Raw genomic sequence first — 11,936 nt, forward strand, 5'->3', positions numbered from 1 at the left:
GGCTACATGTTTCGCCTAGACGTAGCTGCCGTACTCGGGGCGGCCCGCCAGTTCGTACGTACTGATGGCGACGCCCGAGCCGGTGGTCCTGGACCCGACGTTGCGGAAGGCGGTGGGCCGGGCGCCGTCGAAGAGGTTGAGGCCGGTGCCGAGGACGACGGGGAAGACGAGCAGGTGGAGCGTGTCGATGAGGTCGGCGGCCAGCAGGGACTTGGCGAGGCCGCCGCTGCCGTGCATCTGCACCTCACCGTCGACGCGGTCCTTGAGGGCCGCGACCTCCTGGACGGCGTCGCCGCCGAGGACGGTGGTGCCTGCCCAGTCGGCCGTCGTGAGGGTGCTGGAGGCCACGTACTTGGGGAGGGCGTTGAGCTTGGAGGCGACGGGGTCGGCGGCGTCGGTCTGCTTCGGCCAGTAGCTCGCGAAGATCTCGTACGTACGGCGGCCGAGCAGGAAGGCGGCGGGCCGCGCGAAGACCTCGTTCATGAAGGCCCCGAAGTCCTCGTCGCCGTACGGGACGGACCAGCCGCCGTGCTCGAACCCGCCGCTGGGGTCCTCCTCCGGCCCGCCGGGTGCCTGGTAGACGCCGTCGATCGTCACGAACTGGGTGAGGGAGAGCTTGCCCATGGTCCTGCCTTTCGCTCGGCCGGGTCGGGATCCCCCGGTCCATCGTGTCTCACAAGCTCCGACTCCACCGCTCGGCGAAAGTCATCGGCGTAGGCATCGGCGTCGGCGTCGGCGTCCGATTGCCGCCAGCACCGGGACCGCCACCCGACTTTGATTGAACCCGCAACCACACGGTGCTTCTTACGGAGGTTCGGGATGTCCACGATGAACGGCAAGGCGGTCCTGGTGACGGGCGGCAGCCGCGGGATCGGTGCCGCGACGGCGCTGCGGCTGGCCCGGGAGGGCGCGGACGTCGCGTTCACGTACGTGGCGGGCGAGGAGCGGGCGAAGGAGGTCGCGGCGCGGATCGAGGCGGCCGGACGCAAGGCGCTCCCCCTGCGGGCCGACGCGGCGGACGCCGGGGACGCGGCGGGCGCGGTGGAGTGGGCGGCGGACGCGCTCGGCCGGCTCGACGTGCTGGTCAACAACGCCGGGGTCGGGGTGATCGCCCCGCTGGAGTCGCTGGCCCTGGCCGATGTGGACCGGGTCCTCGCGGTGAACGTACGGGGGGCCTTCCTCGCCGCGCAGGCGGCGGCCGCGCGGATGGAGCGGGGCGGCCGGATCATCACGATCGGCTCGTGCATGACAGCGCGCGTCCCGGGGCCGGGCGGCACGCTCTACACGATGAGCAAGGCGGCGCTGGCCGGGCTGAACAGGGCGCTCGCACGGGAGCTGGGCGGCCGCGGCATCACCGCGAACCTCGTCCACCCGGGCCCCGTCGACACCGACATGAACCCGGCGGACGGCCCGTACGCGCCGGACCAGGCGTCCATGACGGCCCTGGGCCGCTACGGCACCCCGGACGAGGTCGCCGCGACGGTGGCGTTCCTGTCGGGCCCGGGCGCGGCGTACGTGACGGGCGCGGAGTTCGCCGTGGACGGCGGCCACGCGGCGTAGGCCGTCCACCCCGACCGGGCAATGCCCCTCGCCGGCGACCACCCCGTGGGCCCGGCGAGTGAGCCGAAGGGCGCGCCGGGGGAACGGCCCCGAGCGCGCGGAGCCTCCCGAGGAACGAGGGAGGCGAGCACGGTCGGGGTCGTGAGCCCGGCTCGGGCGCCCGGAGGCGAACCGAGCCAGAAAAGAAGAGCCGCGAGGGCGCGCCGGTGCTGTCGGCCGGTGCGCCCTCGCGGGCCGGGCGGGGTGTCGTTACCCGCCCAGTTCCTGGTGGCGGGCCGTCAGGCGCGCCGCGCCCTCCTCGGTGAGCGAACCGAAGAGGCGGAGGCGGGAGATGCCGCCGTCGGGGTAGATGTCGATCCGGACCCGGGAGCCGACCGCCGGCGTGTCCAGCACGAAGCGGTGGTTGGTGTCGGGCTGGAGGCGGGTCCGGGGCAGGATCTCGGTCCAGTCCTCGGAGCCCTCGGCGGCGACGGACAGCGCCGCCCAGCCCGCGCTGTTGCCCTTGAGGTACGCGGTGTCGATCTCGACGGCGCGGATCTCGGACTCGGCGGCCAGGCTGTAGCGGATCCAGTCGTTGCCCTTGTCGCGGCGGCGCCGCGTCTCCCAGCCGTCGTCCATCTTGCGGGAGCGGCCCGGCTGGATGGTGTTGGTCGCCGGGGAGTAGAAGCGGTCGGAGGCGTCCTCGACCTGGCCGCCGTTCTCCAGCGCCGCGAGGTCGAAGGTACCGAGGACGCCCAGCCACTTCGGGTCAGGGGCGACCTCTCCGTACACACGGAGGCGCGCGATGCCGCCGTCGGGGTGCTGGTTGACGCGCAGATGCGTGAAGCGCTGCTCGACGTCGACGGCGAAGCCGTTGGCGGCGTGGCCGCCGATCGCGGTGCGCGGGACGAGCGTCGTCCACTTCACGTCGTCCGCGAGGAGCTCCTCGGGCGACGGGGAGCCGGCCACGGAGGTCGCCTCCACCGAGACGGCCTGCGGGTAGTTGCCGCGGAAGTGCGCGGTGTCGACGACGATGCCGCGGACGACACCGGGGGCACCGAGGCGTACGAGCGCCCAGTCGTGGTCGTCCTGGGTCGGGTGGGGCTGCTGGGCCGAGACGCCACGGCGGCGGCGGGTCTCCCAGCCGTCCATGATCTTGCCCTTGTGCCCGAAGTGCTCGGGGTCGAACTCGGCGGCCTCGGGCTTGAGCATGTTCTCGCGCTCGGCGAAGAACTCGTCGTTCGCGGCGATCACACCGGCGCCGAGGCGGCGGTCGGCCAGGTCCGCGTACTGCGTGAACGGGAAGTCCGCGGTGCGGTAGTCGGCGTACGGGTCACCGCCGCCGAAGGGGCTGGCGTCGCCGGTGAAGGAGGGTATGCCGGTCACGGTTCAGTGGGTCCTTTCGAGGAGACGGCCGGAGGGTTCGGCCAGGGTGCCGCGGTCGGCGATGCGCTCTCCGCGCAGCCAGGTGGACGTGACGACACCGTGCAGGGTCCGGCCCGCGTAGGCGGTGACCCGGTTGCGGTGCTCCAGCTCGGCCGGGTCGACGGTGAACGTCGCCTCGGGGTCGAGGACCGCGAAGTCGGCGTCGCGGCCGGCCTCGATCGCGCCCTTCCGCTCCAGGCCCGCGAGCTTCGCCGGGCCCTCGGACATCCAGCGGGCGACGTCGGTCAGGTCGTGGCCGCGGCGGCGGGCCTCGGTCCAGATCGCGGGCAGACCGAGCTGGAGGGAGGAGATGCCGCCCCAGGCGGAGGCGAAGTCCGGGGTCTTGAGGTCGGCGGTGGAGGGCGAGTGGTCGGAGACGATGCAGTCGATCGTGCCGTCCGCCAGCCCCTCCCAGAGAGCGTCCTGGTTGGCGGCCTCGCGGATCGGCGGGCAGCACTTGAACTCGGTCGCCCCGTCCGGGACCTCCTCCGCGGTGAGCGTGAGGAAGTGCGGGCAGGACTCGACGGTGATCGTGATGCCCTCGGCCTTCGCGGCGCGGATCAGCGGGAGCGCGTCGGAGGAGGAGAGGTGCAGGACGTGGACGCGGGCGTTGAGCCGGCGGGCCTGGTCGATCAGGTTCTGGATCGCCGTGTTCTCGGCGTCGCGCGGCCGGGAGGCCAGGAAGTCGGCGTACTTTCCGCCCGCCTTCTGCGGCGCCGCGGCCAGGTGGTGCGGGTCCTCGGCGTGCACGATCATCAGGCCGCCGAAGCCGGCGATCTCCGCGAGCGAGTTCGCCAGCTGCTCCTGGTCGAGCTCGGGGAACTCGTCCACCCCGGAGGGCGACAGGAAGCACTTGAAGCCGTAGACCCCGGCGTCGTGCAGCGGGCGCAGGTCCTTGACGTTGTCGGGCAGCGCGCCGCCCCAGAAGCCGACGTCGATGTGGGCCTTGGCGCGGGCGACGTCCTGCTTGATCCGCAGGTGGTCGACCGTGGTGGTCGGCGGGAGCGAGTTCAGCGGCATGTCGAGGAGCGTGGTGATGCCACCGGCGGCCGCGGCGCGGGTGGCGGTCCAGAAGCCCTCCCACTCGGTGCGGCCGGGGTCGTTCACATGGACATGGGTGTCGACGAGCCCGGGGAGCACGACGTCGTCGCCGACGTCCTCCAGCCGGGCACCGGCCGGTACCTCGGCGTCGTACGGCAGCACCGCGGCGATGGTCCCGCCGGAGACGGCGATCGACGCGGGCCGCGTCCCCTCGGGGGTGATGACGCGAGTCGAGCGCAGTACCAGGTTGACGTCCACCCGTACCCCTTTCCAGCAGAATTTCAACGAACTGTTGAAGGAGTCTTCACTCGGGACGACATGCCGTCAAGGGTGCACTTCCAGCATGACCCCGTCACCCGGACTCGCGCCGCCCCCCACTTGGATGTTTCCATGAAGTGGAATGGGAATTTCGTACAGTAGAACGTAGCTCCGCACATGCGGGGCGGAGACGGACGCCGCCGGGCAGCCGCCGACACCGGACAAACACCCCCCTGACCGGCCCGTACACCAGGACCGGGACCGTGTGTCCGACCGGACGGCCCGGTAGGCTGCTGCCTTGCCCGCCTGCCCCGAAAGGACCTTGACGTGCCGACGTCCAGCGCCAGCACCACCGACGCCGCCAAGCCCGCCGCCGCGAGCGGTGGCGTCCAGTCCCTCGAGCGTGCCTTCGACCTTCTTGAGCGGATGGCCGACGCCGGGGGCGAGGTCGGGCTGAGCGAGCTCTCCGCGAGCAGCGGGCTGCCGCTGCCGACCATCCACCGACTGATGCGCACGCTCGTGGCCTGCGGTTACGTACGCCAGCAGCCCAATCGCAGGTACGCGCTCGGCCCCCGCCTGATCCGCCTGGGCGAGTCCGCCTCCCGGCTGCTCGGCACCTGGGCGCGGCCGTACCTCGCGCGGCTCGTCGAGGAGACGGGCGAGACCGCGAACATGGCGCTGCTCGACGGCGACGAGATCGTGTACGTCGCACAGGTGCCGTCCAAGCACTCGATGCGCATGTTCACCGAGGTCGGCCGGCGTGTGCTGCCGCACTCCACGGGCGTGGGCAAGGCGCTGCTGGCCCACACCCCGGCGGACGAGGTACGCGCGCTGCTGGCCCGTACGGGCATGCCGGCGGCCACGGAGAAGACGATCACCACGCCGGAGGGCTTCCTGGACGCGCTCGCGGTGGTGCGGGACGCGGGCTTCGCGGTCGACGACAACGAGCAGGAGATAGGAGTCCGCTGCCTCGCGGTCTCGGTCCCCGACTCCCCGACCGCGGCGGCCATCTCGATCTCCGGCCCGGCGGGCCGGGTGACGGAGGCGGCGACGGAGAAGATCGTGCCGATCCTCCAGGAGGTGGCCCGAGAACTCTCGACGGCCCTGGCCAACACGGCGGGCAACGGCACCGCGTAACGCCTGCCCCGGAAGGTGTGGGCACCGTTCGGCTGAGGCGGAACGGGTGGACACAACGGGACGGCGCCCTTGCCGGGCCCATGTTCCCCGTGCTTTTACGGTGCCCGCGGATGCGGCGCCGTCGTGGGGGTTGTGCCCACCCGTTCCGCCCTGCGGAACGATTGCCCGCAACCGGTCAGGCCACGGCCCGGCTCGTGAGGCGGCCGTCCTCCACCTGGACCAACGTGTCCGCGCGCGTCGCGTGCGCCTCGTCGTGGGTCACCAGCACCGTCGCCGTCCCCCGCTCCCGCGTCAGCGCGACCAGCAGGTCCACCACCGCCCCGCCCCGCTCGTGATCCAGGGCGCTCGTGGGCTCGTCCACCAACAGCACCGACGGCTCGTTCATCAGCGCCCGCGCGATGTTGACCCGCTGCCGCTGCCCGCCTGACAGCTGGTGCGGGCGCCGCGCCGCCAGATCCACGAGGCCGACCGCGTCCAGGAGCGTCAGAGCCCTCTCCCGTACCGCCTTCGGCCTCGCCCCCGACAGATGCGCCATCACCTGCAACTGCTCCACGGCCGTCAGGGACGGCAGCAGGTTCGGCTGCTGGAACACGATCCCGATCCGCTCCCTCCGCAGCGCCGCCCGGCCCGCCGGATCCAGCGCCGCCGTCTCCGTACCGGCCACGACGACCCGCCCCCGGTCCGGGGTCACCAGCGTCGCGGCCACCGCCAGCAGGCTGGACTTGCCGGAGCCGGAGGGTCCGACGACCGCGGTCACCCGGCCCGCGGGCACCTCGAGGGAGACGGCGTCGAGCGCGGTCAGGCGCCCGTCGCCGTCGGGGTACGTCAGGGTCACGTCGTCCAGCAGCAGAGTCATCGGGCGCTCCCGAGCGCGGTCAGAGGGTCGACGGCGGTGATCCGCCGGATGGACAGGGCCGCGCCGAGGACACCGAGCACGATCATCACGGCCGCCGGCCCGAGCACGGTCAGCGGTTCGAGCACGAAGGGCACGTCGCCACCGCTGATCAGCACGCCGGCGCCGACCGCGAGAGCCGTGCCGAGCAGCGTCCCGGCGCCGAGCATGAGTACCGCCTGCCCCAGCGCGTCCCTCAGCAGGTACGGCGTCGAGGCGCCGAGCGCCTTCAGGACGGCCACGTCCCCGCTGCGCTGGATGGTCCACACGGTGAAGAAGGCGCCTATGACGAGCGCCGAGATGACGAAGAGGAAGCCGCGCATCAACTGCAGCGATCCGTTCTCGGCCTGGTAGGACCCTATGGCCGTGAGCGCCTCGTCGATCGTCCGCGACTCCGTGCCCAGCTCCTCGTCCCCGGCCCCCGGATCCACGTCCCCGGAGAGACGCAGCGCGACGACCGTCGCCTGCTCCTCCGGCGTCGTGCCGTCGTGCCCCAGCCTCTGCCAGTCGTCCAGCGCGGTCCAGACGACGGGCGTGTGGCTGTACGAGGCATCGCCCGCCACGGCCGCGACCGTGGCCTCCAGCGGACCGAGGCGTACGGCCCCGCCCACGCCGACGCCCAGTTCCTCCGCCGCGGACTCCGAGAGGACGACCCGGCCGGGCCCGAGCTTCCCGCTCCCGGGCGCCAGGCCCGCCGAGGGCTCGGTACCGAACGCGGAGACGGCCGCCGTACGGTCCCCCGCGGCGCCGTTGAGCGTGCGGATGCCCAGCGGCTGCGCATCCGTGACGCCGGGCCGCTCCGCCCACCGCCGCCACTGGCTCTCCGTCACCGTCGAGTTGGTGAAGGAGACCGACTGGCCGGAGGGCGGGGCGGCGAAGGCGAGCCGGTCGGCCGCCAGGCCCGTGATCGCCGAGATGTTCTCGCGCGCGAGTCCGGCGGTCAGCCCGGACAGCAGCCCGACGAGCAGCGTGATGAGCACGATCACCGTGCCCATCAGGGTGAATCGCCCCTTGGCGAATCTCAGGTCTCTCCATGCCACGAACATGCCGCCCAGCCTTCCGGGCCCCGGCGCCCGGCGGCATCGCGCCACGGATGGCTCCGCAATCAAACTTTCGGTTGAGTCCGGATTGTCTGCCCCCGCCTACGCTGGTCAGATCATGGATCCGCGTTCCCTCACCCCCGTCCTGCGTGCGCTGCGCCTCTGTCTGCACCTGCTGATGGCGGGACTGCTGGCCCTCGCGGCCGTCCGGGCGGACTCCGGCGCCGGTGTCGCGCTCGCGGTGCTGACGGGCGTGGTCTACGCGACCGGGTCCGCCGTCCCGTCCGTATGGGAATCGCAACGCGCCGCAGCGCTCTGGCTGACCGTGCTGTGCGCGTCCTGGCTGGCGCTGCTCTGGGCCACGCCCGACGGGCTGTGGGTGGCGTTCCCGCTGTACTTCCTCCAGCTGCATCTGCTGCCGGTGCGCTGGGCGCTGCCGGCGGTGGCCCTGACGGCGGGCGCGGCGATCTCGTCGTACGTACGCCATGGCGCGACGCTCAGCCCCGGTGTCTTCATCGGACCGCTGCTCGGCGGGGCGGTGGCCGTGGCCACGGTTCTCGGCTATCAGGCGCTGTACCGGGAGAGCGAGCGGCGCAGACGGATGGTGGAGGAGCTGATCGTGACCCGGGCGGAGCTGGCGGCGGCCGAGCGGCACGCGGGCACGCTGGCGGAGCGCGAGCGGCTGGCGCGGGAGATCCACGACACGCTGGCCCAGGGGCTCTCCTCGATCCAGCTGCTGCTGCGGGCCGCCGAGCGGGCGCTGCCGGAGGGCTCACCGGCCGCCGGGCACATCGAGCGTGCGCGGCGGGCGGCACAGGACAATCTGGCGGAGGCGCGGCGGTTCGTCCGGGCGCTGTCGCCGCCGGACCTGGAGCACGGCTCCCTGGCCGCGGCCCTGGAGCGGCTCTGTGAGCCGAGCCCCGATCCCGAGGTGGCGCTGCGGGCGCGCTTCACGGTGAGCGGGACACCGGTGGAGCTGCCGACGCCGTACGAGGTGGCGCTGCTCCGGATCGCGCAGTCGGCGTTCGCGAACACGGTGCGGCACTCCGCGGCGGCGCGGGCGGAGATCACGCTGTCGTTCATGGACGCCTCGGTGACGCTGGACGTCGTCGACGACGGCAAGGGCTTCGACCCCGCGCTGCTCTCGTCCTCCGCGGACGGCGGTTTCGGGCTGCCGGCGATGCGCTCGCGTGCGGAGTCGCTGGGCGGCGTGTTCACGGTGGAGTCCGCGCCCGGTCAGGGCACGGCCGTCGCCGTGTCCCTCCCCCTTCCCACTGGAGTGTCGACATGACGATCCGTCTTCTGCTCGCCGACGACCATCCGGTGGTACGGGCCGGGCTGCGCGCGGTCCTGGACACGGAGCCGGACTTCACGGTCGTCGGCGAGGCGGCCACGGCCGAGCGGGCGGTGGAGCTGGCGACCGAGCTCGCGGCGGCGGACGGGGTGGACGTGGTCCTGATGGACCTGCAGTTCGGGCCCGGGATGCACGGCTCGGAGGCGACGGCTGCGATCACCGCGCATACGGGTGGTCCGAGGGTCCTGGTCCTGACCACGTACGACACGGACGCGGACATCCTGGCGGCCGTCGAGGCGGGTGCCTCGGGCTATCTGCTGAAGGACGCCCCGCCGGAGGAGCTGGCGGCGGCGGTCCGTACGGCGGCGGCCGGCCAGTCGGCGCTGGCCCCGGCGGTGGCGCACCGGCTGATGGACCGGATGCGGACCCCGGCGGAGGCGCTGACCAAGCGGGAGCTGGAGGTGCTCCAGCTGGTGGGTGAGGGCCTGTCCAACCAGCAGATCAGCAAGGCGCTGTTCCTGAGCCAGGCGACGGTGAAGTCCCATCTGGTGCACGTCTTCGCCAAGCTGGGCGTCGACTCCCGTACGGCGGCGGTGGCGACGGCGACGGCGCGGCGCCTGATCCGCCGCTGACGGCCCTGGGACACGGGCGGGCGGCGCTCCTGTCTCACGCGCTGTCTGCGGCGCGCCGGATCGCGTCGAGCGCGCGCGTCACGTCGTCGTCGGTCGTGGACCAGTTGCTGACCGAGATGCGCATGACCCGCCTGCCGTGCCAGGTGGAGCCGCTGATCCATGTCGTACCGTCGTCGAGGAGCCGGGTGAGGACCCGTTCCGTACGGCCGTCGTCGCCGAACTCGGCGCAGACCTGGGTGAAGACCACGTCGTTGAGGACGGTGGCGCCGTCGATCGCGGCGATGCCGGCGGCGAACGCGGAGGCGTGCCGGCACAGCCGCTCGACGAGGTCGGCCACGCCTGACCGGCCGAGGGACCTGAGGGCCGCCCAGACGGGGAAGGCCCTGCCGCGCCGGGAGAGCTCGGGGACCTTGTCGATGGGGTCGCCGAGTTCGTGCTGGATGAGGTAGTCGCCCCGTAGGCCCATGGCCGCCCGGAGCGCGGGCGGATCGCGCACGATCGCCAGCCCGCAGTCGTACGGGACGTTCAGGGTCTTGTGGGCGTCGGTCGCCCAGGAGTCGGCCTGTGCGCAGCCCGCCGCCAGGTGGGCGTGGCGCGGGGAGGCGGCGGCCCAGAGTCCGAAGGCGCCGTCGACGTGCACCCAGGCGTCCGCCTCGCGCGCGGCCCGGATCGTCTCGGGGAAGGGGTCGAAGGCGCCGGAGTGGATGTCCCCGGCCTGCAGGATCACCAGGGTGGGGCTCCGCCCTCCGGCCGCCAGGGTGTCCCGGAGCGCGTCCGGCCGGATGCGTCCCTGGTCGTCCGCCGCCACCAGTTCCGGCCTCCCCAGGCCCAGGTAGCGCAGCGCCAGGTCGACGGCCATGTGGCGGTGCTCGCCGGCGACGACGCGCACGGCCGGGCCGCCCGCGAGTCCCTCACGGGCGACGTCCCCGCCGACGCGCCGGACCACCTCGTCGCGCGCGGCGGCGAGGCAGGTGAAGTTCGCCATCGTGGCGCCCGTGGTGAAGCCGACGGCGCTGCCGTCCGGCAGCCCGAGCAGATCGAGCAGCCAGGCACCGGCGATCTCCTCCGCCGCCGCGTAGGCGGGCGTGACGGTGCGCATCACGCAGTTCTGGTCCCAGGCGCTGACCAGCCAGTCCGCGGCCAGCGCGGCGGGTTCGCCGCCGCCGACGACGAAGCCGTAGAAGCGTCCGCTGGGGAAGGCGGTGAGCCCCGGTTCACAGGCCGTGGCCAGCAGGTCGACGACGTCGGGGGGCGGGCTGGGGCCTTCGGGCAGTGCGGTACCGAGCGCGCGCACGATCTCGTCGACCGAGGCGCGGGCGGGGACCGGGCGGTCGGACAGGCTGGCCAGCCATCGGACGGCATGGTCGTACGCCTGGCGGAGCGCCGCCTCGCGCGCGTCCATATCTCGGACTATGGGACAGCCGCCGCCACCCCGCAAGCCGCGGCCGCCCCCGCCACGCCGGCCATGTCACGCCGGACCAGGTCACGGCAGCTCGCGCGGAGGCTCCCCGAAGAGTTCGACGGCCCGGCGGACGCTCGTCAGTCCGTTCGACAGGGCGCTGACCGAGCCGATCGAGCCGGCGATCAGGAGCAGGGAGCGGCGCAGCCTACGGACCTCGGGGACTCCGCTGACGGCCATCGCGTCCAGCGCGGCGAGCTCGTCCTCGGCGATGCCCCGGTCGGTGAACTCGACCGGATGGCCCGCCAGTTCGCGCCGGAGCCGGGAGACGGCGGCACGCAGCTCCACCACCCTCGGGTCCACGCCGCTGCCGGTCGTCACACGCCTCTGCCCAACGCTACGCAACAAAGTTCTCCCCCTCGCACGACACTGTGCGCCGGACTCCGCCGTCCCCCCTCGCGCCCTGGGCGACCACCGACCCGACCTGTGCAACGGTGGTCGGGCGCCCGGAGTCGCGAGCAAGTTAACGCCATCGCGCGCCCGGCGCGCCACTGTGCGGACACAATTCAGGCGTCCGTGTCATGCGGTATGCAGTCAGCATGACGAACACACGGCAATCCACCCCTCTCGTGGCCGGTCTGCTCCTCGCCGCGGGCGGCGGCCGACGTCTGGGCGGCCGCCCCAAGGCGCTCCTGACCCACCGTGGCCGGCCGCTGGTCGAGCACGCGGTGCGCGTGCTGCGCGAGGGCGGCTGCGAGGTGATCCATGTCGTCCTCGGCGCCTCGGCCGACGCCGTACGGGAGCGGGCCCAGCTGCCGGGCTGCGTCCTGGTCGACAACCCGGAGTGGGCCGAGGGCATGGGGTCGTCGCTGCGGGCGGGTCTCGCCTCGCTGGCCGCCGAGGCGCTGCCGGTGGACGCGGCGCTCGTGTCGCTCGTCGACCAGCCGGGGATCGGCGCGGAGGCGGTGGCGCGGGTCCTGTCGGCGTACCGCTCGCGCGACTCCCTGGCGGCGGCGTCGTACGACGGGAAGCGCGGCCATCCGGTGCTGTTCGGCGCGGACCGCTGGGCGGGGATCGCGGCGGGGGCGCTGGGCGACCAGGGCGCGCGGGACTACCTCAAGGAGCATCGGGATGCGATCACGCTCGTGGACTGTTCCGATGTGGCCGAGCCCTACGACATCGACACGGAGGCGGATCTGGCGCACCTTGAGTGAAGGGTGTGGCACTGAGCGCCATGTTCTGTCGATCCGGAGAATCTCGACATCAACAAACCATTGAA

General features: G+C 73.1%; 12 protein-coding genes. 5 read left to right on the top strand and 7 right to left on the bottom strand.

Annotation, left to right across the window (positions count from 1 at the left end; genetic code table 11):
* Positions 1–15: 15 nt before the first annotated feature.
* Entirely contained in the window at positions 16–624 is a 609-nt protein-coding gene (locus tag ACFY8U_RS05040) for a dihydrofolate reductase family protein (protein WP_389565704.1), read from the bottom strand.
* A gap of 195 nt (positions 625–819) precedes the next feature.
* Between ACFY8U_RS05040 and ACFY8U_RS05045 the strand changes: the two genes are divergently transcribed.
* Positions 820–1,560: an SDR family NAD(P)-dependent oxidoreductase gene (locus ACFY8U_RS05045; RefSeq protein ID WP_389565706.1), complete on the top strand. Its 741-nt coding sequence runs from the start codon at positions 820–822 to the stop codon at positions 1,558–1,560.
* 249 nt (positions 1,561–1,809) lie between these two features.
* Here the strand turns inward: ACFY8U_RS05045 and alc are convergent, their stop codons facing one another.
* A complete protein-coding gene (gene alc / locus ACFY8U_RS05050) occupies positions 1,810–2,925 on the bottom strand; it encodes an allantoicase (protein ID WP_389565709.1) in 1,116 nt (371 codons plus the stop codon).
* A gap of 3 nt (positions 2,926–2,928) precedes the next feature.
* Positions 2,929–4,263 (bottom strand): allantoinase AllB, encoded by a 1,335-nt coding sequence (gene allB, locus ACFY8U_RS05055; protein ID WP_389565712.1) that lies wholly within the window; start codon positions 4,261–4,263, stop codon positions 2,929–2,931.
* A 327-nt stretch (positions 4,264–4,590) separates the two neighbouring features.
* On the opposite strand from allB, the gene ACFY8U_RS05060 reads away from it, so the two are divergent.
* The gene (locus ACFY8U_RS05060) at positions 4,591–5,400 is read left to right on the top strand and encodes an IclR family transcriptional regulator (RefSeq protein ID WP_361443344.1); all 810 of its coding nucleotides are present in this window, start codon (positions 4,591–4,593) and stop codon (positions 5,398–5,400) included.
* Between the two features lie 175 nt (positions 5,401–5,575).
* Here the strand turns inward: ACFY8U_RS05060 and ACFY8U_RS05065 are convergent, their stop codons facing one another.
* A complete protein-coding gene (locus tag ACFY8U_RS05065) occupies positions 5,576–6,256 on the bottom strand; it encodes an ABC transporter ATP-binding protein (RefSeq protein ID WP_389565715.1) in 681 nt (226 codons plus the stop codon).
* Entirely contained in the window at positions 6,253–7,338 is a 1,086-nt protein-coding gene (locus tag ACFY8U_RS05070) for an ABC transporter permease (RefSeq protein ID WP_389565718.1), read from the bottom strand. The genes ACFY8U_RS05065 and ACFY8U_RS05070 overlap by 4 nt, the downstream gene beginning before the upstream one ends.
* Positions 7,339–7,450: 112 nt before the next feature.
* On the opposite strand from ACFY8U_RS05070, the gene ACFY8U_RS05075 reads away from it, so the two are divergent.
* Together ACFY8U_RS05075 and ACFY8U_RS05080 are read left to right on the top strand one after the other, a co-directional pair.
* The gene (locus tag ACFY8U_RS05075) at positions 7,451–8,623 is read left to right on the top strand and encodes a sensor histidine kinase (RefSeq protein ID WP_389565720.1); all 1,173 of its coding nucleotides are present in this window, start codon (positions 7,451–7,453) and stop codon (positions 8,621–8,623) included.
* Positions 8,620–9,258 (top strand): response regulator transcription factor, encoded by a 639-nt coding sequence (locus ACFY8U_RS05080; protein ID WP_361594359.1) that lies wholly within the window; start codon positions 8,620–8,622, stop codon positions 9,256–9,258. Before ACFY8U_RS05075 ends, ACFY8U_RS05080 begins: the two co-directional genes overlap by 4 nt.
* Positions 9,259–9,292: 34 nt before the next feature.
* Here the strand turns inward: ACFY8U_RS05080 and ACFY8U_RS05085 are convergent, their stop codons facing one another.
* Entirely contained in the window at positions 9,293–10,660 is a 1,368-nt protein-coding gene (locus ACFY8U_RS05085) for a pyridoxal phosphate-dependent decarboxylase family protein (RefSeq protein ID WP_389565723.1), read from the bottom strand.
* Between the two features lie 81 nt (positions 10,661–10,741).
* Positions 10,742–11,065, bottom strand: a complete 324-nt coding sequence (locus ACFY8U_RS05090) for a DUF5955 family protein (protein ID WP_389565726.1) — start codon at positions 11,063–11,065, stop codon at positions 10,742–10,744.
* Between the two features lie 191 nt (positions 11,066–11,256).
* Between ACFY8U_RS05090 and ACFY8U_RS05095 the strand changes: the two genes are divergently transcribed.
* Positions 11,257–11,871 carry an NTP transferase domain-containing protein gene (locus ACFY8U_RS05095; protein ID WP_389565728.1) on the top strand — a complete coding sequence of 205 codons (615 nt, stop codon included), beginning with the start codon at positions 11,257–11,259 and terminating at the stop codon, positions 11,869–11,871.
* Positions 11,872–11,936 lie beyond the last annotated feature (65 nt).

Source organism: Streptomyces sp. NPDC012508, assembly GCF_042902595.1.
Taxonomy (GTDB): domain Bacteria; phylum Actinomycetota; class Actinomycetes; order Streptomycetales; family Streptomycetaceae; genus Streptomyces.

Bases quoted from the DNA above. Each gene is read 5' to 3' on its own strand.
- ACFY8U_RS05040 (WP_389565704.1), bottom strand. From the start codon at position 624: ATGGGCAAGCTCTCCCTCACCCAGTTCGTGACGATCGACGGCGTCTAC.
- ACFY8U_RS05045 (WP_389565706.1), top strand. From the start codon at position 820: ATGTCCACGATGAACGGCAAGGCGGTCCTGGTGACGGGCGGCAGCCGC.
- ACFY8U_RS05065 (WP_389565715.1), bottom strand. From the start codon at position 6,256: ATGACTCTGCTGCTGGACGACGTGACCCTGACGTACCCCGACGGCGAC.
- ACFY8U_RS05070 (WP_389565718.1), bottom strand. From the start codon at position 7,338: ATGTTCGTGGCATGGAGAGACCTGAGATTCGCCAAGGGGCGATTCACC.
- ACFY8U_RS05075 (WP_389565720.1), top strand. From the start codon at position 7,451: ATGGATCCGCGTTCCCTCACCCCCGTCCTGCGTGCGCTGCGCCTCTGT.
- ACFY8U_RS05080 (WP_361594359.1), top strand. From the start codon at position 8,620: ATGACGATCCGTCTTCTGCTCGCCGACGACCATCCGGTGGTACGGGCC.
- ACFY8U_RS05085 (WP_389565723.1), bottom strand. From the start codon at position 10,660: ATGGACGCGCGCGAGGCGGCGCTCCGCCAGGCGTACGACCATGCCGTC.
- ACFY8U_RS05095 (WP_389565728.1), top strand. From the start codon at position 11,257: ATGACGAACACACGGCAATCCACCCCTCTCGTGGCCGGTCTGCTCCTC.